Genomic DNA, 23,452 nt, shown 5'->3' on the forward strand with positions numbered 1-23,452 from the left:
GGAGGATGTATTCCATTTCAAAAGTTTACATCCTCCAGACTTTCATTTTTCGTAAAAAATACAGAGATATGAGTTGGGTACAGCTTATGAACAGCAAAAAATAATTAAGGCTCCGGTCATATTTTACAAGCCACAGCAAACCTATGAGTATTAGCAGGCTTACAATTCTTCCGATATTAAGAATGATCTCTTTGTTGATAATATATTCAAGACGCAAATCATCCTGATGCCGGAGACTAATAATGTTGAAGCTGGCAGAAGAAAAAGGAACCAGAAAAAAGGGCAGAAATGCAGACTCCATTATCATATACAACAGCAGGGTTCCGTAACTGATATTGACAACCAGTCCCCACACTGCCACAAACATTAATGTAGCACCTGCCAGCATAGATTTTAACCTTAATTTTGGCTTAACAAGTTTTTGTTCAACCACAAAAGCTGCTGATGAAATAACAGAACCAATCAGTGAAAAAGTACCTACAGACCATTCACTGCCTGTAGTTTTAAAAACAAGTACAATTATTAGGAAACCTATAATAACATCTCTGAAACCCCACATGAGCAAGCCTTTTCTTAAAAAGCTCCAATCATGAGAGTTGGTGCCGAATATCTTTTTAAAATTCATCTTGCTTCCGTAATATTCTGCTTTTATTAAAAAAGACACCAATATCAGTACTACGAATAGCAGCAATGAGATAGAAAAGACAATAGTGTAACCCATTCCAAAGAAATTTTTATTGATTATATAGGCCGAAGAAATAGGTGCAGCAGCACCGCAGATTCCTGCAATGGAACCATTATAACCATTAAAGGTATCCCTGTTTTCAGTTGACGTAAAATCGAAACTCAGAACATGAAAGGCAAGCCAGTAAAAACCTGCGGCTATACCATATAATACGCCGAATAGCAACACGAATTTTGAAATTCTGTCTTCAAATAAAAGAATAAGCCCAAATAAAATAATAAAAGAAAGTATTCCCAACCTCAGTGACCAGATACCGTTTTTTCTTTTAGAAAGCCATCCCGCAAAAATAAAGGTAATAGGAACAAAAATATACTGCATGAGATTATACTGTGCTAAAACTATAAAGTTTTTTGACTCTTTCCACAATAGAATATTAAGAAAAACATTTGAAATACCCATTGCAAGGGTGAAAAGTGCACTTACAGTTAACAATAGCTTAGCCTTTTTTGACATTCAAAACCTCCCGGTCAGTATTTTGAATGTTTTTATTTTATACAAATAAATTATTATAATACCTTATATATCTGTACAAAAAGAAAAACGGTAATAATCTCTTCGAGAGCCATTACCGTTTTTAACACGATTTAATATTTACTTTTATTAACTTTAATTTATTGAAATCTTACATGATGTTTTACTTGGAAATTATGGTCATTGGAACATAGATATACAATACCTTCAATAAAAGCAATAAAACTTGGAATAAAAGTCCAGCTGAATAACAGATAAAGTATACCTTTACCTATTTTGCCCATGTAAAACTTGTGAATTCCGAGTCCACCTAAAAATATAGCTAAAAGACCGGCTACAATTTTGTTCTTTATTGGCCAGGCAGGATTAATACCGTTGTTTATATACTGCTGCTGAGCAAATTGCTGTTGTGCCACCTGCTGTTGGTACAGTAGTGCTTCAGCTTTAAAGTCAAACTCCTGCTGTTCGGAAACAGGTCTCTGAGTAGCTGTTGGAGCAGAATTATTATTTACAGTCAAAGCTTCACCGCAATATTTACATTCCCTATCACTAAGAGCATTTGGTGCTCCGCATTGAGGACATTCATTTTGAGCCATTTTTATACCACCCTATCTTATTTATTTTAATTATATTTATTAAAAATATGATATATTACAAAAAGTCTAACCACAATAATTACAGCTTTTTACCGCATTGTGGGCAAAATTTTGTGCCTACAGGGATTTCTGCTCCGCATTCACAATTCTTGGTTCCCATAGGCGTTCCACATTCAGGACAGAATTTTGGATTGCCGGGTACTAATGCTCCGCATGAAGTACATTTCTTCTTTGGAGTTTCCAATGGTTTTCCACATTCACAGCAAAACTTTGACTTTGCAGAATTTTGAGCATTGCAGGAGGGACATGCTATAGTTGCCGTATCTGCAGCTGCTCTTGTATTAATGGTGTTATGCATGTTGGAACCCAGAGAAGCACCTATCCCAAAACCAACACCGCCTGAAGCAAATGCACCTGCAACCCCTGAATTATTGCTGGCAGCATGGTCATATACATCAAAAGAACGTTTTGTTACATAACGGTTGTCACCCATAATTTCAAATTCAGCCTTGTTTTTGAGAATTTTGTTAATTTCCTCAAAGTCTTCATCGGGAAAATTAATGGACTTTATAATTAAGTTGATAGCAGTTAATCCGTATTTTGAAAATTCCGGAGCAATCATTTCAAGGGTGTAATTTGCAATATCATCCAGTCTCGCAGTAATCTCTAACGCAGATATTTTTTGATTTACTATTACATTGGCGATTATACTTTTTATCTTCTGAATCAAGATTCCCTTGAAGAAATCTATGACATTGTCAAATTTAATAATATCAGCCGGATTCATTACACCAATCAGTTCACGAAAAAAGGTTTCATAGTTTTCGAGTTTTAAGCCCATCTGGCCAAAAGCACGAACCCTTAGTCTGGTATAATATTTAGGATCAATTATTTGTACTGGATCGGATGTTCCCCAGTTGATATCAAGTTTTGTGGTAGTATTAATATAAAAAATTTCTGCACTAAATGGGGTTTTTCCTCCAAAAGGCAAATTAACAAAGGCTTTAAGTATTGGAAGATTTTTAGCATCAAGGGTATACGTACCCGGGGTAAACAGGTCACAAATCTCTCCGCCTTTAACAAAAACTGCAACTTGTCCTTCACCTACAATAAGCTGTGTTCCATATACAAGATCTTCGGCGGGATGTTTGTAAACAATCCAATCACGGGATCTAAGTCCGTCAAATTTTACTCTATCAATGATAGCCATATTGGACATCACCTCACAAAATATTGTTTTAATTATATCATAACACACCTTGTAAATCAAACCTTTGAGGCTGTTACTCTACCGTGTATACCTTAAACTCATTCCTGTCAAAATCAAGTATGTTTTCTTGTTTCATCTTTGATAATTCTCTTGATAAAGCACTTCGGTTTACACATAAAAAGTCTGCAAGTTCGTCACGTGAAAAAGGAATCCTGAATCTGTTTTTTCCGGTTTTCTGCATCTGCATTGAAAAATAGGCCATTAACTTTTCACGGGTGGATCTCTGAGATAGGATATCAATCTTGTTATTTAGAAAAATGTTCTTTTGTGCAATAAGTGAAAGCATATTTGAAATAAGCTTGGTATGAAAGCTGCAGGAGGAAGAACAGGTTGTGACAATCCTGTTAAACCTGATATACATTACAGTACATCCCGTAGTAGTAAGCACTGTTACCGGGCTTTTCGCTACATTTGCACATGCAAAAGCTTCTCCGAACATGTCTGCCGTACCGATTTCAGATACTATATTTCTGTTACCCATTATATCTTCTTTAACAATCTGGGCAGAACCTGCAAGAATTATCCCTACAGACGATACCTTGTCTCCTGCCAGCAGCAGGATATCATTTTTAGAATAAACCTGCTCGTAGGATTCGAGGCAGTTCAACATATGAAGAATACTTTCATCGCTTACATTTTGAAAAATTGCGACCTGTTTTAATATTTCTACTGAATTATTCATAAAATTTTACTCCTTGTTGCAAATGCAACCGATTTATTGAATTAAGTTTAGTATACTCATCTGGTAAAGTCAATCAATACAAAAATAAAAATTAAATAAAAAGAATAAAATGTTTTGAAAGGAGTTAGATTATGTCAGATATGTTTTGTTTTCAATGTGAACAAACCGCAGGAGGAAAAGGATGCACAGGAGGTGCAGGTGTCTGTGGTAAAAAAGCAGATACATCAAATTATCAGGATTTACTTACAGGTGCGATGATAGGACTTGCAAATACAGCACAAAATGCTAAACCATCCGACCGTACTCATAAAACAATTATCGAAGGTCTGTTTATAACTATAACCAACGTAAGCTTTGACAATGCATCAATTCTTAGACATATTGAAAAAGTTAATAGTGAAAAATTACATCTGGTTAACGGAGTTGCAGCACAGAACAACTACGATATGGAAAATCTTTGGAATGCTCATGAGGACATTCGTTCTCTGAAATCTCTTATTTTGTTTGGAATCAGAGGAATGGCAGCTTATGCATACCACGCATTGGTTCTGGGATATTCCGATGAAGAGGTTAACACATTCTTCTACAAGGCACTGAGAGCCGTAGGAAGTGACATGTCTATTGACGAACTGCTCTCAATTGTTATGGAAATAGGGGAAGTTAATTTAAAGTGCATGGCTCTTCTTGATAAGGCCAATACAGAAACCTATGGAACGCCTGTACCGACTTCCGTACCAATGACTGTTGAAAAAGGTCCGTTCATTGTAATTTCAGGTCACGATCTTTACGATTTATACCTTCTTTTGGAACAGACAAAGGATAAGGGAATCAATATTTACACTCATGGTGAGATGCTTCCAGCACATGCATATCCTAAGCTAAAAGCATACCCTCATTTAAAGGGTAACTTTGGTACAGCTTGGCAGAATCAGCAGAAGGAATTTGACAATCTTCCGGCGCCTGTACTGTTTACAACTAACTGTCTTATGCCTGTAAAGCCAAGCTACAGTGACAGAGTATTTACAACTGAGGTAGTTGCATATCCTGAAATGGTTCATATTGGAGACGAAAAGGACTTTACTCCTGTAATAAACAAGGCACTTGAACTTGGCGGATACAAGGAAGACACAAGGTTCACAGGCATCAACGGCGGTGATACATTAACAACCGGTTTTGCAAGAGGAACTGTTCTGTCAGTAGCAGATAAGGTAATTGATGCTGTTAAGGCAGGAGCAATAAAACACTTCTTCCTGGTAGGAGGCTGTGATGGTGCAAAGGTAGGAAGAAACTACTACACAGAATTTGTTCAGAAAACACCAAAGGATACAGTTATCCTGACACTTGCTTGCGGAAAGTACCGCTTTAATGACCTTGATATCGGTGAAATAGGCGGACTTCCAAGAATCATGGATATGGGACAATGTAATGATGCATACAGTGCAATACAGGTTGCTGCTGCTCTGGCTAACGCTTTTGAGTGTGATATCAATGAATTGCCTTTATCACTGGTGCTTTCATGGTACGAACAGAAAGCTGTCTGCATATTGCTGACTCTGCTTTCTCTTGGAATTAAGAATATTTACCTTGGGCCTACACTGCCTGCCTTCGTTTCACAAAACGTATTAAATATATTAGTAGAGAAATTCAACATCAGCCCGATTTCTACCCCGGATGAGGACTTGAAAAAGATTCTCGGATAAGCTTAAAGTCAATTTTCCCGGCCTTCCTATATGCCATGTGTTGTAAAAGGCCGGGATTCTCCCAATATATAAAATATACTCTGGTTCAATCATTTATGATCCCAATACACATAGATGATTGGACTTTTTTATTAAGCAATACATTTTTCTTTATTCTAAATAAGATAGCTGTTCTGAAATTATCAGTTCAGAATAAGGCTTACGGTTTGACATCCGATTTACATATTTCACTACTTTAATGTATAATTCTTGTATATACTAATTTTACCTTAACAATTAAAATACAAAATAATTAAAAAAGGATGCTGCTATGAAAAAATCAAAATTTATTTCTGAATTCAAAGAGTTTATATCTAGAGGAAACGTGGTGGATCTGGCTGTGGGTGTAATAATTGGTTCTGCATTTACAGCCATAGTTAATTCACTTGTGAATCAAATCATTATGCCTGTTATCGGATTTATAATAGGCGGCATAAATTTTTCTGATTTCAAATGGACTTTAAAACATGCAAAGGGAGACGTACCGGAAGTAGCCGTATATTTCGGCTCGTTTATCCAGCAAGTAGTTAATTTTCTCATAATTGCTTTTGTAGTTTTTATGATGGTAAAGTTAATAAATATGCTAAAACGGAAAAAGGAAGATGAAGTAGAAGAAATAAAGGAAGAAAAAGTTTCAAAGGAAGAAATATTGCTTACGGAAATCAGAGATTTGCTGAGAAAGCAAATGTAGTACTATTTTAGGTATAAAAAGAGGCTGCTGCACTGTGAATAAAAATTACTCATTGTGCAACAGCCGTTTTAAATTATTATCCTATAAACTGCTGAGTCCAGTATAATCTTCCGCTGGAGTTCTTTGCTACTCCCACACCAATTTGTGTAAAGGATGATTTAAGGATGTTTGCCCTGTGTCCGGGTGAGTTCATCCAACCCTTCATTACCTGTTCAGGAGTGGTTTGTCCCATTGCAATGTTTTCACCTGCGGTTCTGTAGCTGATACCATATTTTTTCATCATATCAAACGGTGAGCCGTAAGTTGGTGAATTGTGATCAAAGTACCCCAATTTAGCCATATCCTGTGATTTAAGTGTTGCTGTTTTATTAACCTGAGCATTCATTGTTAAAGGCTTTAGACCATTTTTAGCTCTTTCTGCATTAACAAGTTCAACAACTCTCTTCTGGAAAGCTGCATAGTCACCGCTTACTGCTGGAGTTGAAGCAGGCTTTTGTGTGGCCGGTTTGGAAGCTGATGGTTTTGATGCAGCAGGCTTAGCTGCTGATGACCCCGAATTCAATAATGAATTCAATGCTGACTGAATAGTTGAATAATTCGAATTTTTGGCAGTTGAGTTATTACAATTCTTTGTATATGCTATTGCTTGCAGCTTATCCATAATACCTGCTGATTCGATATTATTATTGGTAGCTGTAGTCGGCTGATTATAATTGTTTGTAGCTGTAGTTGGCTGATTATAATTGTTTGTTGCTGTAGTTTTGGTTGGGCAATTTGTTGATTTTGAAGTATTAGCGGTCACGTTGTTAACTGCTGATTTGTTAACTGCCGCTGTATTTGAGTCATCTTTATTTTGTGCTGTAGATTGTGAAACTTTAGATATAATTGACTCTAATGCTTTGGATGGTGCTGTAGTTGATTGGCTGATATTTGTTGTATCTTGTGCAGCAATACTTTCAGCTTTTGTATTTCCGATTGCAAAACCGTTAAAAGCAAATGCTGATGCGAAAATAGCACATGCAGCTACACTTGAAATTACTATAGATGATTTTTTATTCATATCTTACCTCCATTAGTTTCGATTAATTTTACGTTCGTTCCTTCTTCTTGCCCATAATCAGCGTTTTTGTGACGTTGCTTCTGCCAAAAGAATTATCAGCGTAATATTCATCAGCCTACCGGGGTATGGACATTATGTTAACATTCATACCCGGATGTAACAACCCCCCAATTATTTACAGTGAGTATGCTTATATCTGTTCAACGGCGTGGCTTCTGGGTGCAGGCCTTACCCACAGCGGGATAGGCAGACTATTACTTTCTTTTAAAACTTTTGAAGGTTAGTTAATATTACTATTTTTTTTATTGGAATTGGACGATGTATTGTTTACTTTTAATAAATAAGGGTATTAATATATTCGTAAAATGCATGTTGAAAGGTGAGACGTTATGGAATGGTTGAATAATCAAAATCCCGTATTACTGGCGCTTTTTGCTACATTGGCAACTTGGGCGCTAACAGCATTGGGAGCTGCAATGGTTTTCTTTTTCAAAGAAATAAACCAACGCCTGCTTAATACAATGCTTGGTTTTGCAGCAGGAGTAATGATTGCGGCAAGCTTTTGGTCTTTGCTGGCTCCTGCAATAGAAATGGCGGAAAATTCATCAAAAATACCTGCATGGCTTGTTGCCGCTTTAGGCTTTATAGGAGGTGCGGTTTTTCTCTACATGGCCGATAAGATTATTCCGCATATGCATTTAAATTCTAAAGATGGGGAAAGCGAAGGAATATCAACAAAGCTGAGGCGAAGTATACTACTTGTATTTTCGATAACTTTACATAATATACCTGAGGGACTTGCAGTAGGAGTAGCTTTCGGAGCTGCGGCAAATGGATTTAATAATATAACCTTGTTGTCTGCGATTGCAGTTGCTATGGGAATTGGAATTCAGAATTTTCCGGAGGGCGCCGCCGTGTCAATACCATTAAGGCGGGAGGGTTTATCCCGTACAAAAAGCTTTCTATACGGGCAAGCTTCGGGCATTGTTGAGCCAATTGCAGGTGTTTTGGGTGCCGCACTTGTAATGTATGTGCAGCCTATCCTTCCTTACGCACTTGCTTTTGCGGCTGGAGCAATGATATTTGTTGTTGTGGAAGAACTTATTCCGGAAGCCCAGAGCGGAAGCCACAAAAGCACACATATGGCCACCGCAGGATGTATTATAGGTTTTACAGTAATGATGATACTGGATGTTGCCCTTGGATAGGCATATATCAGCCGGCGTTTTTTCTTTTTTCCATTGAGGGCGGAATTCCGTAGTATTTCTTATAAAGCTTACTGAAATAAAAGGCATCATCATAACCGACGCTTCTAGCAACGGTTTTAATAGGCATGTCTCCTGATATCAGCAGTTCCCGAGCTTTTGTAAGGCGAATCCTTATTAAATGATTTATCGGAGATTCACCCGTCTCCTCCTTGAATATTTTAGAGATATAAACAGGGCTTAGATACATATTGTGTGCTATTCTATATAGAGAAATCTGCTTCATATAATTTGAACTCAGATACTCAAGTATATCATTTACAATATATGTTTTTTCGGAGGTTTGAATATCAAGCCTTGTTTTTTCCGTTCTTTCCTTATTTGCAGTCATTCCCCTGTGCAACAGTGCAGTCAATTTCATTATACTGCTTTTTATAAACAAGTCGCAGTAAGGCTCGTTTTTTTCCTGTTCGCTTATTGTTTCATTAATACACTTTATAATTTCTGGCTGATGAATGGGCAAACTAAAAACGGGCTGGGAGGATGGTTCAATAAGGAAATTTTCAGGAAGTTCCTTAAACTGTAAATTGCTTAATGCATAATTAAACTCCTCAATATTAACTCCCTCAGGAATAATCTTTTTATGTTTTACACCGGGGTTTATAATAATAATATTCCCTTTGGCTACTTCATATAATTTATCATCTATTATATATGTAAAATAACCCGACAGGATAATTTTAACTTCGGTATAGTCGTGTGTATGCAGTGTAACATGGCTTTCGGAATTAACCATATTAATGAATGCATATAGTAATGTCGGATTAAAATTTTCGGCACAGATTTCCGGCTTACACAAAAGAATCACCCCTGTTGTTTACAATATATATGGTGCAGAGTAATCCTATCTTACCACAAACTAAATTTTATTCCAATCGGTAAACTATGAAATTAAGTCTATTAATATTGATAAAAATGTACATTACCAGATAAAGAATATCCATTCCATAAGAAAACTTATCAATTATAATTAATAAAGATAATTAATGGCATTGTGAAAGGGATTTATTATGGAAAATGTAAAGTGGGTTTGGAAGTATATAAAAAAATATAAACTCCGAATGTGTATTGCCTTGATATTTGTATTGGTGGCTTCCGCTCTTAGTATGGTAACCCCATATGTCTCCGGAATAATAATTGACAAGGTAATTAAGCAAAGCCATCACAGCATGCTTTTAAAACTGTGTATGCTTATGTTGGGAGCTACAATTTTAAAATCTATAATCAGGTTCTCATATCAGATTATGTTTGAAACCATATCCCAGGGAGCTTATATGAAAATCAGGGAGAGTATGTACCAAAAGCTTCAAAATATGGATTTCAAATTTTTTGACACCACCAGAACCGGTGACATTATGGCAAGAATGACAGGTGATATGGAAACAGTACGTCATCTTATTTCATGGGTAATATACATGGTTTTTGAAAACGCTACAATATTTATTTTTGCCGTAACACTGTTATTCACTATCAACTGGCAGTTTACTCTGGCCATGCTTCTCGTTGTACCTTTTCTGGCATGGGCTGCAATAAGGCTGGCAGGTGACGTTAGACCAACTTTCTCTGCAATAAGGGAACAATTTTCCAGGCTCAATTCCGTTGTACAGGAAAATATAAGTGGAAACAGGGTTATAAAGGCATTTGCAACAGAATACATAGAAATAAACAAATTTGACAAGGAAAACGAAGACTATCGTAAGAGAAACATGGATTCCGCAAAAGTATGGTCAAAATATCTTCCGATTATAGATGCTCTGGCAGGAACTCTTTCACTGATTATTTTGATTGTGGGGGGAATACTTACAATTAATAATAAAATATCAATAGGCGAGTTGGTAACCTTTAACTCTATAGTATGGGCACTGGGTAATCCAATGAGGAACTTCGGCTGGCTTATTAATGACATACAAAGATTCAATGCATCTGCAGACAAGATACGTGAATATCTGAATAATGAATCAGCAATAAGCAATATAGCAAAGCCCGCTAAAAAAGAAATTACAGGATTTATTGAATTCAAAAATGTCAGCTTCGGTTATGATAATGACGAAGTATTGAAAAATGTCAGCCTCAAAGCCAAGCCGGGGGAAACAGTTGCAATAATTGGCCCCACAGGTTCAGGAAAATCCACCCTTGTAAACCTGATATGCAGATTTTATGATTGCAGCGAAGGAGAAGTACTGGTTGATAATGTAAATGTAAAGGATATGGATTTAAGGACACTTCGTTCAAAAGTTTCAGTTGCAATGCAAGACGTATTCCTTTTTTCAGATACTATTGAAGGGAATATCGCTTATGGTGTGCCTGATGCTCCATATGAGAGCGTAAAGCAGGCAGCCGGTATAGCAGATGCCGATGATTTTATATCATCCTTGCCTGAAGGCTATGATACCATCATAGGAGAACGCGGAGTCGGACTTTCCGGCGGTCAGAGACAGAGAATCGCTTTAGCGAGGGCAATACTAAAAGACCCGTCTATACTTATACTGGACGATACAACATCCAGTGTCGACATGGAAACGGAATTTGAAATTCACAGGACACTAAGGTCCTTTTACAATAATAAAACCACTTTTATTATTGCACACAGAATATCATCCGTAAAAAATGCAGACAAAATTATTGTATTGAATGGCGGACAGATAATTGAGCAGGGAACGCATAAGGAACTGCTGAATTTAAAGGGTTATTACTACAATGTTTACCAAAGCCAGTACGGAGACTTTGACGGACTTGATGAAAAGGAGGTGGGCTAAATGGCAAGAAACAAATATGATGTTGATGAAGAATTATTAACAAAATTCAAAATGAAAGACCTTATAAGACTTTTAAAGTACTTGAAGCCATACAAGATTACAATGTTTGTAACAGTCTTATTGATGCTTACTGCAAGCGTTGCAAACCTTATCGGCCCGCTTCTTGTACAGAATGCAATAGATTACAAGATACCTGCCGACGATATAAAGGGACTGATTATTTTATCAGGAATTTTCGTAGTAACTCTGATAGTAAATGCGATATGTTTTAAATTCAGGGTAATACTCATGTCTCAGCTTGGAAACAATGTAGTCAAAAAGATAAGGGAAGACATATTCTATAAGATTCAGAAACTTCCTTTTTCTTATTATGACAGCCGTCCCCACGGAAAAATACTTGTAAGAGTCGTAAATTATGTAAACTCACTTAGCGACCTGCTTACAAATGGCTTTATAAACTTTATAACAGACATGTTCACCCTTGTATGCATAATAGTTTTCATGCTTTTTATAAATGTGAAGCTTACCTTAATCAGTATGATTGGGCTTCCACCATTGTTTATATGCATAATGCTAATAAAAAATATTCAGAGGAAAAATACACAGGCATTGAGCATGAAGCAGTCAAACCTCAACGCCTATATACATGAAAGCATATGTGGTGTAAAGGTAACTCAGTCCTTTGCAAGAGAGGAACAGAACCAAGGTATCTTTCATGAACTAAATAAGATTTACAGAAGGGCATGGATGAGATTTGTAAAAGCCAATTTCATATTGTGGCCCATAATAGAAACCATTTCAACAATCGGTATAATAATACTGTATTTCGGCGGAATATTCTGGGTAAAGGGGATAACCATAGGGGTTCTGATTGCATTTACAAGCTATGTTTCAAGGTTCTGGCAGCCTATAAGCAATCTGGGGAATTTCTACAACGCAATGATAAATGCCATGGCATATCTTGAAAGAATATTTGAGACACTGGATGAGGAGGTTTCTATAGAGAATCTGCCGGGAGCCATTCCAATGCCTGAGGTAAAGGGAGCAGTGGAATTCAGAAGTGTAGGTTTTTGCTATGAGGAAGGTAAAAAGATTCTTGATAATATAAACTTCAGATTCCAGCCGGGAAGCACAATAGCATTGGTAGGCCCCACCGGAGCCGGAAAGAGTACGATAATTAATCTTCTGAGCAGGTTCTATGATGTTCAGGAGGGGGAGGTGCTGATTGACGGCATAAACATAAGAGAAGTACAGCTTGAGTCTCTGCGAAAACAGATGGGAGTAATGCTGCAAGATACCTTCCTTTTCTCGGGTACGGTTATGAGCAATATAAAATATGCAAGACCGGATGCTACAGATGAAGAGGCCATCAGGGCTGCAAAAACAGTTTGTGCACATGAATTCATTATGAATATGCCAAATGGCTACTACACTGAAATAAATGAAAGGGGTACAAGGCTTTCAATTGGCGAAAGGCAGCTTATATCCTTTGCAAGGGCACTTCTGGCAGACCCCAGAATACTGATACTGGACGAAGCAACCTCCAGCATTGATACAAGAACGGAGCTTGCACTGCAAAAAGGGCTTCAGGGCCTTCTGGTGGGAAGAACCTCATTTATTATAGCCCACAGGCTCTCAACAATAAAAAATGCCCATTGTATTATGTATGTAGACAACGGTTCAATTGTTGAAAGGGGAACACACGATGAGCTAATGGCGGCGAGAGGACACTATTACACATTATACAATTCTCAATTCAGTGTTATGGAAGCAGGATAAAAGTGTTTACATTATATATTATATTGAATTATTATATAGTTAAATATATAGCAATATAGAATGAAATTACAGGAGGATATAACATTGTCAATAACTAAGAAGAATTTTGCAAAAATGCCTGATGGTACTCAAGTAGATATTTATACCTTGAAAAATTCAAACAATATGTCTATAGACATATTAAACTACGGAGGAACTATTGTTTCTATACTTATGCCGGATAAAAACGGGAAGATTGCGGATATTGCTTTGGGATTCGATGATATTAAAAGATATATGGAAAATGATGCATATATGGGAGCATTAATTGGAAGACATGGCAATCGTATTGAGGGTGCGGAATTCGAATTAAACGGAAAAGTTTACGAACTTGTGAAGAATGATGGTAATAACCATCTTCACGGCGGTACAATAGGTTTTCATAATGTAGTATGGAATGCTGAAATACAAGAAGAAAAAGGAGTTCAAAAGTTAGTTTTAACTCACACTAGCCCTGACGGTGAAGAAAATTACCCCGGAAATCTCAACGTAAAGGTAGAATATTCACTTTCCGAAAATAATGAGTTAAAGATAGACTATAATGCGGTTTCTGATAAGGACACGGTTGTAAATCTTACAAACCATGCATATTTCAACCTATCCGGACATGATTCCGGAGATGTTTTAAAACATCAGATATATATTAATGCAGACAAATTTACTCCTGTAAATGACGAATGTATTCCTACCGGAGAAATACGCGATGTTAAAGGTACTGTAATGGACTTTACTAAATTGAGTAGTTTTTCAGAAGGGATTTCCAGCGGCGACGAGCAGATTGTATATGGTCTGGGTTACGACCATAACTGGGTACTGAATACAGAAGGAAATATAAATGAAGTTGCTTGTGAGCTATATGAACCTGAAAGCGGCCGTGCTATGCAGGTATTCACAACAAAACCGGGTATTCAGTTTTATTCCGGAAACCATTTAAATGAAAAAGTAGAGTTGATTGGAAAGAATAATACTGTTTACAACAAGAGAACGGGCCTTTGTCTTGAAACACAGTTTTTCCCTAATGCAATGAAGCATAAGAATTTTCCATCACCGATTCTTAAAGCTAATGAAACGTATCATTATGTAACTATATATAAATTTTTTAATAAATAAAATCAAAAAGCCCCTGATTCTTCAGGGGCTTCAATTTGCTCATAATTACGAAAATTATCTTCTGTTAAATCCGCCATTAAAGCTTTTCTGTGATGCCTTCTTAGCTCTTCTGCAATCAGGACATCTAGCTGGTTCATTAGTGAATCCTTTTTCGGCGTAGAATTGTTGCTCGCCAACCGTAAATGTAAAAGTTGCACCGCAATCTTTACAAGTAAGAGTTTTATCTTCCATGGGTCTACCTCCTATAAAATTTTATTGCTGAGCATATAAGAACTTAAACATTACGGACCAAAAAGGATGTTATGAATCAGTATAAGAAATTATAAGCTTTGCATCTTTATTATACACTTTGGAAAAATAATAAGCAATAAAATTAAAATAATTAATGTAAAAATATTACATATAAGAAGCTATATGGATTTAAGAAATACTTTATATATAGTATTTTGATGGTGATTGAGCTATTTAATAAAAAATAGTGAAAAATAATTTATTTTCTATTGACAAAAGTAACATTGTACCGTAAAATATCAAATGTGTCTTGCGGGACATACTTATAAATGGTGGGTATAGCTCAGTTGGTTAGAGCGCCAGATTGTGGCTCTGGAGGCCGTGGATTCGAATTCCACTATTCACCCCATATTTAAAAAAAGCCGATAAATTTACTTTATCGGCTTTTTTGCTACTTGTCAGTTTTATCATTGTCATACTCTATAATCAAGTCAGGATTGTGCTTTTTTCCCATCTTATGTCTTGCTTTTCGATTTTCAACAGTATCAAATATTATTGAAAAATCGTAGTCAGGCGGGTACAGCTCACTGGCAGGCACGTGGAGCTTTATTCTTTTGTGGGAGATAAGCTTTTTTTGGCCTTTAATCTGAACACCTATTTCACCATACTCATTGGCTTTTTGATAGACCAGCCCCAATTCTTTCTGGGGAAAGACCATAACACTGTCTCCTATGTTAAATTTGCTGCTCCGGTTTTGAGGCACAGGTTTCTTTGGAGTTTCCTTAATTAGTACAGGCGAGCCTAAGCCTGGTGTAATTTGAGTTTGACTTTCCTGTCCAATAGAGCTCAAAAAAGCTTCTTTATTTTCCGAAGCAATAACCTTGGTAGAGTGGTACTCCTTATAGGCAGCATCGTGAGCAAGACTGAGAAGATGTGCAGGAAAGCCCAGCCTTTTTGCAATATACAGAGCACAGCTTTCCCCAGCCTCGCCAATTTCAAGTTTATATAAAGGTTTTAGACTCTCCTTGTCAAAAGCCATTCTTGCATTTATTAGACCGGCTGTATTTTTGGCATAGTCCTTTATTTCGGGGTAATGAGTAGTTGCCACAAACAGGCAGCCTTTGGTTTTTAGTTCTTCCAGAATTGCCGTAGCTATGCCCATACCCTCTGCCGGATCAGTTCCTGAGCCTACCTCATCCAGCAGGACGAGGCTTTCTCCTGTGGATTGCTTTAGGATATCATTAATGGTTGTTATGTGTGCCGAAAAAGTTGATAAATTTTCGGTAATACTTTGACCGTCACCGATATCACACAAAATCATATTATGCATTGAAAATTCACTTCCCGGATTGGCAGGGACATGAAGTCCACTTTGGGCCATAGTTGAAAGCAACCCTACAGTTTTAAGGGCCACTGTTTTACCTCCTGTATTCGGGCCTGTTATAACAACTCCTCTAATTTCATTACCGATTTCAAAGTCAAGAGGTACACATTCCGACTGGTTGAGAAGAGGGTGTCGTCCGGCTTTAATAACAATCCTACGCTTCATATGGATGTCAGCTGCAGTTGCCTTCATTTGAACAGAAAGTTTGGCCTTGGCAAAAAAGGCATCTAAAGTTTCCATAATATCTACGTTGGTTTTAAACACAGGTAAATGTTCATCTACCAAGGAGGTCAGAGTATATAGTATTTTTCTTTCTTCATTTTCTTCTTCAACAGCAAGGGTTGATATATCATCCTGAAGTCTGCGAACAACAGAAGGCTCTATAAAATATGTGCCTCCTGTGGCCGAGGTTTCTATCAGGGTACCGGATACCATGTTCTTATATTCTTTTCTAACTGGCAGTACGAAATGCCCGTTCCTCATAGAAATAAAACTGTCAGCAAACCATTCCTTTTTACCCCTTAAAATACTTTCAAGCTTGGAACGGATTTGCTGATGGGCATTTTCCTTTCTTCTGCGAATATCTTTCAGTTTCGGTGATGCAGAATCATCAACCCTTCCATTTCTTATTGAACCCTCAATTTCTTCACAAAGGTCATTAAGGGCATCAATTGAGCTTCCATAATAAGCAATTTCATTCTCCAGGCTTTCAGCCCTTTTAAGATATGATTTCATGCGTCGGCAAGCCAGAAGAAACTGTGAGACCTCCTCAAATTGTTCTGGAATAAGCATTGCTCCCTTTGCACATAAATCAAGAATTTTATCAAGCTCGTTCATAGAAGACAGAGGAGGAGTACCCAAGCTTTCAAGAAGCCTCTTTGAATCTGTGGTTTCCTTCATTCTTCTTTTACATTCACTTTCACTCATATATGGTTCAAGCAGTGAAAGTTTATCTTTAGCTTTCTGGGAAACGGTATTTTCAATAAGCATTTCAATTATTTTATTAAACTCAAGTGTTATGGCATATTTATTCATAATTACTCTCCTGTTATTAGTAGGCAGAGAGGTGTGTCCAATCTGCGTGAAATTTTACTTTTAATTAAGCGGACACGATTTTTGTATATACGTTCTCCAGAACAAATAAAAAAGCGTAACAGGAACAAACCCGTCACGCTTTGCTAAAATCATTTGAATACGGCTAATAACTATATTAGTAAAAATGGTTTTGAAGCATATCTGTAATGTACTGAACGTACGAAGCAGGTGTCCAATGATACCCAAACTCAGGTATCTGTAATAAAAAGGTACACTAAATAAACAGGATTACGACCTGTTTAAGAAAAGGACCTTTTCCAACTATTTAGTTGTTAATCACCTTTACAGATAATACCGACATCAAAACCTTCCTTCCATGTTAAAATTTATTTCAGAATAGCATATGCTATTTGGAGTTGTCAAGGATCTCTAAAGTAAACAACAAAAAAACTCTTTTAACAATAAAGTTAAAAGAGTTTTGGTGACCCATCGCAGATTCGAACTGCGGACACCTTGATTAAAAGTCAAGTGCTCTGCCAACTGAGCTAATGGGTCAAATGGCTGGGATGGCTGGACTCGAACCAACGAAATGCCAGAGTCAAAGTCTGGTGCCTTACCGGCTTGGCTACATCCCAACGTCAAGCGCAAAACCTATTATAAAGGGGTTTGCACTTTTTGTCAAGCTTTATCGAACAATTTATTTTATTATTTTTTAACTTTAAAATCCTGTGTTGCAATGTCAATAAGTTTAAGGTCTTTGTTTCTTTCTTCTGCCATACGTATAGACCACTCATTTTCAAATAGAATGGAATTTCTTCCTTCCTTATCCTCAACAATAATAGATGTACTTGGCAAGTTTAATTTTCTGGGATCTAGACCTTCATTCTCAATCCATCTGGCGTGTCTGAAAGGAAGATTCTGTACACGGAGGGAGACACCGTATTCATTCTTCAGTCTGTATTCAAGGACTTCAAACTGCAAGGCACCTACAACACCGATAATTAATGCTTCTATACCTATATCAATCTGTTTGAATACTTGTATGGCACCTTCCTCGGACAATTGGTCTATTCCCTTAATAAATTGCTTTCTCTTCATTGTGTCGGCAGGAGATACCCTTGCGAAAAATTCGGCAGGGAAGATAGGAATACCTTCAAACCTGACGTTGCCGTTTCCTTCATATAATGTATCACCCAGATTGAAAATGCCTGGATCAAACAAACCAATGATGTCACCGGGATATGCTTCTTCCACGATTGTTCTCTCCTGAGCCATAAACTGCTGAGGCTGTGAAAGACGTACATCCTTTCCGGCATTTACATGTTTTACTGTCATACCTTTTGTAAACTTTCCGGAGCATATTCTTATAAAAGCAAGTCTGTCCCTGTGAGTAGGATTCATATTTGCCTGAATTTTAAATATAAAGCCGGAGAACTTGTCACTTTCCGGGTCGATTTCACCATCGGAAGTTGTCTTGATTCCCGGCGAAGGCGCTAATTCCAGAAAAGATTCAAGGAATGGCTGAACACCGAAATTTGTCATGGCACTTCCGAAGAACATGGGAGTCAACTCTCCGCTGCGGATTTTTTCCTTGTCGAACTCGTCTCCCGCCATATCCAGCAACTCTATATCTTCACAAAGCTTGTCATGGTAATGACTTCCTAAGAGGTCTGCAAATATCTTATCATCAACTTTACCAACTGTTGATGATACCTGAGTTTGTCCATGCGCACCGCCGTCAAAAAGCTCTATTTGTGAAAGCTTTCTATTATATATACCTTTAAAATCACCCTCTGTACCTATAGGCCAGTTCATAGGGTAGGAACGGATTCCCAGAACCTGTTCGATTTCTTCCATAAGCTCAAAGGGGTCTTTGCTGGCACGGTCCATTTTATTTACAAATGTAAATATGGGAATACCCCTCATTTTACAAACATGAAATAGCTTTATTGTTTGTGCTTCCACACCTTTTGCACCGTCAATAAGCATGACTGCACTATCAGCGGCAACAAGAGTTCGGTAAGTGTCCTCACTGAAGTCCTGGTGACCGGGTGTATCCAATATATTGATACAATAGTCGTTATATTCAAACTGCATTACACTGGAGGTAACTGATATTCCTCTTTGCTTCTCAATCTCCATCCAGTCGGACACAGCGTATTTATTGGCTTTTCTTGCCTTAACAGAACCCGCAAGTCGGATAGCTCCTCCATAAAGGAGCAATTTCTCGGTCAAAGTGGTTTTTCCTGCGTCAGGGTGAGAAATAATAGCAAAAGTTTTTCTGCGAGATACTTCTTTTTTTATTTCATTTTTTAAATCAGGCATCGTTTATAACCTCTCGAAATTCTATTTATAACCACGTTTCATTGTATATTATAGCCTTGTTACTGTCAAATAGTAATGAATATTAGAAAATGGTTTTACAATGTTTAATATTGTGTGTTAAAATTTACCAAAGAATGTACAAAAGCATCATAATTATTTGAAAGGGTATTTAAAAATTCTTATAGAATAGTATAATTAGGTAAATGTTATATAAAGTCATATATAATAAAGCATTCGGAGGTTTTGGATGAGCAACGGTCAAATATTTGTTACTATAAAGAATCAAAGGTATGAATTGGAAGATAGTATTACTTTGCTGGAATTGAGTAAACGTTTTGCAAAGGAATGCGTATCGACTATTATTGCAGCAAGAGTTAATAATGATATTAAGGAACTCAGCTTCAGAATAAAAGAAAATGCTGAAATAGGTTTTATAGATTTAACCGACGAAGACGGCATGAGAATTTACAGGAGAAGCCTGTATTTTATATTTATTATGGCAGTTCACGATGTTTTTCCAAATAGAAAGGCAGTAATAAGCCATCCTATGAGTAACGGTGTTTATTGTGAGATAAACGGTAAGGATGAGCTTACAGAAGACGATATTGAGCTGGTTGAGAAAAGAATGAGAGAGATAGTCTCCCAGAAAATACCTTTTGAAAAAAAGGAGATTTCAACAGAAAGTGCGAGAAAACTGTATAAGGACAGCGGGAAGCTTGACAAGTATGAGGTGCTGGAACACAGGCAAAAACCTTATGTTACTTTTTACAATTGCGGAGGTTATGAGGACTACTATTATGGGTACATGGTACCTGATACAGGATATATTAACTGTTTTAAACTAAAGTTTCATAAACCGGGAGTAGTTATTCAGTTTCCATCAAAGACAGACCCCTGCAAACTTCAACCCTTTACGGAACAGAAAAAGCTGTTTAACGTATTTATTGAGTATAAAAAATGGGTGAGGATATTAGGTGTTGAAAACATTGGTTCACTTAATGAAATTGTAAGGTCCGGTGAAATAGGGAATCTTATAAGAGTAAGCGAAGCCCTGCATGAGAAAAAGATTGCCCAAATTGCAGATAAAATAACAAATCATGAAGAGGAAAAAAGAATTGTACTTATTTCAGGTCCATCGTCTTCAGGCAAAACTACATTTGCAAATAGATTAGGTATTCAGTTGAGGGTAAACGGTTTTGTACCAAGAACTATTTCCCTTGACAACTACTTTGTAAACAGGGACAGGACTCCTATAGATGAAGATGGAGAATTTGATTATGAGGCACTTGAAGCTATTGATATTGAGTTGTTTAATGAACATCTCTCCCAGTTGCTAAAGGGCAATGAAGTTGAAATACCTCTCTATAATTTCGAGACCGGTTCAAGAGAACCTGTAGGTAAAAAAATGGTTATGAAGGATAATAATATCCTTGTTATAGAAGGAATTCACGGCCTGAATGACAAACTTACCGAAGCAGTGTCCTGTGAAGATAAATATAAAATCTATGTCAGTGCATTAACATCTATAAACATTGATGACCATAATAGAATACCGTCAACTGATACCAGAATCTTAAGGAGAATTGTAAGAGATAATCAATTCAGAGGGTGTTCTGCAATTAATACAATAAGCAGGTGGCCTTCGGTGAGAAGGGGTGAGGAAAAAAACATATTTCCTTTTCAAGAAAACGCAGATATTATGTTTAATTCATCCCTTGTATATGAGCTGTGCCTTTTAAAAGTATATGCAGAACCTTTGCTGCTTAAACTGGGGCCTGATAATGAAAGATACTCGGAAGTGAAAAGGTTAATAGAGTTTTTAAGCTACTTCCTGCCAATTGATGCAAAAGAAGTTCCCAATAATTCAATAGTCAAGGAGTTTATTGGAGGAAGCTGCTTCTTCTAAAAGCCTTTTAAAAAGCTGTTTCAAAGTGCTGTTCTGCTGGAAGGACGTACGATTATCCCGAAAAGCAGAGCAGCCAGAACCCATTTTGGGGAGGGAATGTATGACGTTGGAAAATCTTTTAAAGAAAATTGACGGTAAAGTATTAACGGATAATTTAAAAGAGATAACTATTGATAATATTTACATATGTGATTTATTGAGCTGGGTTATGTCTCATGCAAAAAAGGGCGATGCATGGATTACCGTACTAACAAATGTCAATGTACCTGCGGTTGCACTTCTCACTGAAGTAGCTTGTGTTATTATACCGGAGGACATTCGGGTAGAGGAGATGACATTAAGAAAAGCCAAAGAAAACGGCATCATAATAATAGGCACACAATATAATGCTTTTGATATTTGTAAAAAGTTTATAGATCAATAGTTCGTACAAATTTACGGAGGAAAAATCTTATATGAATTATATACAAAGCAGCCAAAACTCAACTTTAAAGGAAATTAAGTCACTGCACTTGAAAAAAAACAGGGATTCGCAGGGCTTATATTTTGTAGAGGGAATACGCTTTGTCAACGATGCCATTGACAACGGAAAGGTTATATCAAAAATAATAATTTCAGATAAGCTGGAAGGCCTTAATGGGGGTAGTGAACTGATAGAAAAGGTTAAAGGTGTTTGCAGCGACATAAGCCTTGTTCCTGAAAAATTATTCAAAGAAGTCTCAGATACTCAGACTCCTCAAGGTATTCTTGCAGTGCTTGAAAAGAATCAATTTGATTTTGAGCAGGTTATTGAGGAAGGCAATTCTGTGGTAATATTGGATTGTCTACAAGATCCCGGCAACGCAGGAACAATTATTAGAACTGCAGATGCCGCGGGAATTTCGGCAGTACTTATGTCAAAAGGCTGCGTTGATCTTTATTCTCCAAAAGTTCTTAGATCTACAATGGGTTCTGTTTTTCATGTCCCGATATTTGAAGGATTGAATATTACAGAAACTATCCAAGTACTTAAACAAAAGGGTTACAAGGTAATAGCCTCTCATTTGTCAGGCAAAAACAATTACTTTCAGGAGAACCTGACAGGCAGGAGTGCAATTATTGTAGGCAATGAGGCAAATGGTATTTCTGATGAAACAGCCCATATGGCGGACAGCCTCGTAAAAATACCCATGCCCGGCAAGGCTGAATCCTTAAATGCTTCTATTGCAGCGTCTATAATGATATATGAAATTGTAAGACAGAAAGCAATGTAAAATTTTGTTATAAGTCCTTGAAGATTTACCAAAACCCATATATAATATTCCTATATGGGAACGTTCCCATTTTTATTAAATTTCATGGAGGAATTTTTGAACAATATTTTTGATATAGCTAGAATGGCAGGTGTATCAAAAACTACGGTTTCAAGGGTAATAAACAACCAGCCCGGTGTCAGGGAGGAAACCCGTATAAAGATACAGGAAGCCATAAAAAAGTTAAATTACATTCCGAATCATGTTGCAAGAAGTTTGGTTTCAAGAAAATCCGGAGTTATCGGAGTTGTTTTAAATGAGTTTAATGCTTCTGTGTATCTCAAACTTGCAAATTATCTTGAAAAATATGCGGCTCTGTATAATTACAATGTAGTTTTCTGCAGCTCAAACGACAATTACGAGTCCAAATACAGATATGTTCAGTATTTCACTGGAGGTGCGGCAGACGGGCTTATACTTTTTGGAAGTGACACAAGAGACAGAGAGTTGGTTAAGAAAGTTCTCAAAACAGGTTTTCCACTAGTATTAATAGAGAATTACTTTAATGAAATAAAGATTAATGATGTAATAATTGACAACTTCTCAGGAGCAGTAAATGCTGTTAATTATCTGGTAGAGCTGGGGCATCGTAAAATTGCACACATTACCGGAAATAAAAACCACAAGGTTGCGTTGGAAAGGCTTAACGGTTATATAAAAGCCTTAAACGAAAACGGTATAGCCTATAACAAGGAATACGTCATACATACAGATTCCGGTGAGCAAAGCGGATGCAAATCTGCAGACAAATTGTTAAGATTAAAGGAACCTCCCACTGCCATATTTACATTTAACGATATGCAGGGATATGAGGTAATCCAAAGGGCATCCGAGTTGGGAATAAGTGTTCCGCGGGATTTATCAGTGGTTGGTTTTGATAATATTTACGATATTCTCAGGTTCATTCCGTCCAATATACGGCTCACTTCCATGAAGCAGCCCATGGACAAAGTAGCTGAGGCTGCAATAAGTTTAATGATGACAAATATTGACGACATTAATGCAAAACCTCAGATTATTTCATTTGAAACGGAAATATTTCATGGTACTTCTTGTTGTGAAAAGAAATGAGCTTG

At 37.0% G+C, this 23,452-nt stretch carries 20 protein-coding genes and 3 tRNA genes; 12 read left to right on the plus strand and 11 right to left on the minus strand.

All coding sequences use genetic code 11. The annotated features are described in order from the left end of the window. Positions 1-25 precede the first annotated feature (25 nt). The 4 genes from CLO1100_RS05795 to CLO1100_RS05810 all read right to left on the minus strand — a co-directional run bounded on the left by CLO1100_RS05795 (position 26) and on the right by CLO1100_RS05810 (position 3,764). Positions 26-1,198, minus strand: a complete 1,173-nt coding sequence (locus CLO1100_RS05795) for an MFS transporter (protein ID WP_014312824.1) — start codon at positions 1,196-1,198, stop codon at positions 26-28. Between the two features lie 158 nt (positions 1,199-1,356). Next, complete coding sequence (locus CLO1100_RS05800) at positions 1,357-1,812, minus strand: TM2 domain-containing protein (RefSeq protein WP_014312825.1); 456 nt, start codon at positions 1,810-1,812, stop codon at positions 1,357-1,359. A 79-nt stretch (positions 1,813-1,891) separates the two neighbouring features. Beyond that, on the minus strand, positions 1,892-3,022 hold the full coding sequence (locus tag CLO1100_RS05805) for an SPFH domain-containing protein (RefSeq protein WP_014312826.1): 1,131 nt from the start codon (positions 3,020-3,022) through the stop codon (positions 1,892-1,894). Positions 3,023-3,095: 73 nt separating this feature from the next. Beyond that, on the minus strand, positions 3,096-3,764 hold the full coding sequence (locus tag CLO1100_RS05810) for a Crp/Fnr family transcriptional regulator (RefSeq protein ID WP_014312827.1): 669 nt from the start codon (positions 3,762-3,764) through the stop codon (positions 3,096-3,098). Positions 3,765-3,895: 131 nt separating this feature from the next. On the opposite strand from CLO1100_RS05810, the gene hcp reads away from it, so the two are divergent. Both hcp and mscL read left to right on the plus strand, forming a co-directional pair. Continuing rightward, positions 3,896-5,464, plus strand: a complete 1,569-nt coding sequence (gene hcp / locus CLO1100_RS05815) for a hydroxylamine reductase (protein WP_014312828.1) — start codon at positions 3,896-3,898, stop codon at positions 5,462-5,464. Positions 5,465-5,774: 310 nt separating this feature from the next. Next, complete coding sequence (gene mscL / locus CLO1100_RS05820; protein WP_014312829.1) at positions 5,775-6,194, plus strand: large-conductance mechanosensitive channel protein MscL; 420 nt, start codon at positions 5,775-5,777, stop codon at positions 6,192-6,194. 76 nt (positions 6,195-6,270) lie between these two features. On the opposite strand, the gene CLO1100_RS05825 is transcribed toward mscL, so the two are convergent. Further along, positions 6,271-7,254 (minus strand): CAP domain-containing protein, encoded by a 984-nt coding sequence (locus CLO1100_RS05825; RefSeq protein ID WP_014312830.1) that lies wholly within the window; start codon positions 7,252-7,254, stop codon positions 6,271-6,273. A 134-nt stretch (positions 7,255-7,388) separates the two neighbouring features. Here CLO1100_RS05825 and CLO1100_RS20680 point away from each other — a divergent pair, with 134 nt between their 5' ends. Together CLO1100_RS20680 and CLO1100_RS05830 are read left to right on the plus strand one after the other, a co-directional pair. Next, a complete protein-coding gene (locus tag CLO1100_RS20680; protein WP_187288908.1) occupies positions 7,389-7,538 on the plus strand; it encodes a hypothetical protein in 150 nt (49 codons plus the stop codon). A 105-nt stretch (positions 7,539-7,643) separates the two neighbouring features. Next, on the plus strand, positions 7,644-8,462 hold the full coding sequence (locus CLO1100_RS05830; RefSeq protein WP_014312831.1) for a ZIP family metal transporter: 819 nt from the start codon (positions 7,644-7,646) through the stop codon (positions 8,460-8,462). Between the two features lie 7 nt (positions 8,463-8,469). On the opposite strand, the gene CLO1100_RS05835 is transcribed toward CLO1100_RS05830, so the two are convergent. Next, positions 8,470-9,318, minus strand: coding sequence for an AraC family transcriptional regulator (locus CLO1100_RS05835; protein ID WP_014312832.1), 849 nt, complete (start codon positions 9,316-9,318; stop codon positions 8,470-8,472). A 211-nt stretch (positions 9,319-9,529) separates the two neighbouring features. Between CLO1100_RS05835 and CLO1100_RS05840 the strand changes: the two genes are divergently transcribed. From CLO1100_RS05840 to CLO1100_RS05850, 3 genes are all read left to right on the plus strand, one after another. Continuing rightward, positions 9,530-11,275 carry an ABC transporter ATP-binding protein gene (locus CLO1100_RS05840; RefSeq protein ID WP_014312833.1) on the plus strand — a complete coding sequence of 582 codons (1,746 nt, stop codon included), beginning with the start codon at positions 9,530-9,532 and terminating at the stop codon, positions 11,273-11,275. Next, the gene (locus tag CLO1100_RS05845; protein ID WP_014312834.1) at positions 11,276-13,054 is read left to right on the plus strand and encodes an ABC transporter ATP-binding protein; all 1,779 of its coding nucleotides are present in this window, start codon (positions 11,276-11,278) and stop codon (positions 13,052-13,054) included. 84 nt (positions 13,055-13,138) lie between these two features. Further along, entirely contained in the window at positions 13,139-14,203 is a 1,065-nt protein-coding gene (locus CLO1100_RS05850) for an aldose epimerase family protein (RefSeq protein WP_014312835.1), read from the plus strand. 54 nt (positions 14,204-14,257) lie between these two features. On the opposite strand, the gene CLO1100_RS05855 is transcribed toward CLO1100_RS05850, so the two are convergent. After that, complete coding sequence (locus CLO1100_RS05855) at positions 14,258-14,434, minus strand: zinc-ribbon domain-containing protein (protein WP_004617411.1); 177 nt, start codon at positions 14,432-14,434, stop codon at positions 14,258-14,260. 332 nt (positions 14,435-14,766) lie between these two features. Here CLO1100_RS05855 and CLO1100_RS05860 point away from each other — a divergent pair. After that, positions 14,767-14,843: transfer RNA gene (locus tag CLO1100_RS05860), tRNA-His, on the plus strand. 42 nt (positions 14,844-14,885) lie between these two features. Here CLO1100_RS05860 and CLO1100_RS05865 read toward each other — a convergent pair. The 4 genes from CLO1100_RS05865 to CLO1100_RS05880 all read right to left on the minus strand — a co-directional run bounded on the left by CLO1100_RS05865 (position 14,886) and on the right by CLO1100_RS05880 (position 19,178). After that, positions 14,886-16,853, minus strand: a complete 1,968-nt coding sequence (locus CLO1100_RS05865; RefSeq protein WP_014312836.1) for a DNA mismatch repair protein MutS — start codon at positions 16,851-16,853, stop codon at positions 14,886-14,888. A gap of 479 nt (positions 16,854-17,332) precedes the next feature. Then, a tRNA-Lys gene (locus CLO1100_RS05870) sits at positions 17,333-17,408 on the minus strand. A gap of 3 nt (positions 17,409-17,411) precedes the next feature. Beyond that, a tRNA-Gln gene (locus CLO1100_RS05875) sits at positions 17,412-17,488 on the minus strand. Between the two features lie 70 nt (positions 17,489-17,558). Further along, complete coding sequence (locus tag CLO1100_RS05880; RefSeq protein ID WP_014312837.1) at positions 17,559-19,178, minus strand: peptide chain release factor 3; 1,620 nt, start codon at positions 19,176-19,178, stop codon at positions 17,559-17,561. Between the two features lie 247 nt (positions 19,179-19,425). Here CLO1100_RS05880 and CLO1100_RS05885 point away from each other — a divergent pair, with 247 nt between their 5' ends. From CLO1100_RS05885 to CLO1100_RS05900, 4 genes are all read left to right on the plus strand, one after another. Beyond that, on the plus strand, positions 19,426-21,084 hold the full coding sequence (locus tag CLO1100_RS05885) for a nucleoside kinase (RefSeq protein WP_014312838.1): 1,659 nt from the start codon (positions 19,426-19,428) through the stop codon (positions 21,082-21,084). A 100-nt stretch (positions 21,085-21,184) separates the two neighbouring features. Then, the gene (locus tag CLO1100_RS05890) at positions 21,185-21,508 is read left to right on the plus strand and encodes a DRTGG domain-containing protein (protein ID WP_014312839.1); all 324 of its coding nucleotides are present in this window, start codon (positions 21,185-21,187) and stop codon (positions 21,506-21,508) included. 31 nt (positions 21,509-21,539) lie between these two features. Then, entirely contained in the window at positions 21,540-22,337 is a 798-nt protein-coding gene (locus CLO1100_RS05895) for an RNA methyltransferase (protein WP_014312840.1), read from the plus strand. A 96-nt stretch (positions 22,338-22,433) separates the two neighbouring features. Continuing rightward, positions 22,434-23,447: a LacI family DNA-binding transcriptional regulator gene (locus CLO1100_RS05900; protein ID WP_014312841.1), complete on the plus strand. Its 1,014-nt coding sequence runs from the start codon at positions 22,434-22,436 to the stop codon at positions 23,445-23,447. Positions 23,448-23,452: the final 5 nt, after the last annotated feature.

The organism is Clostridium sp. BNL1100 (assembly GCF_000244875.1).
Lineage (GTDB): Bacteria > Bacillota > Clostridia > Acetivibrionales > DSM-1351 > Ruminiclostridium.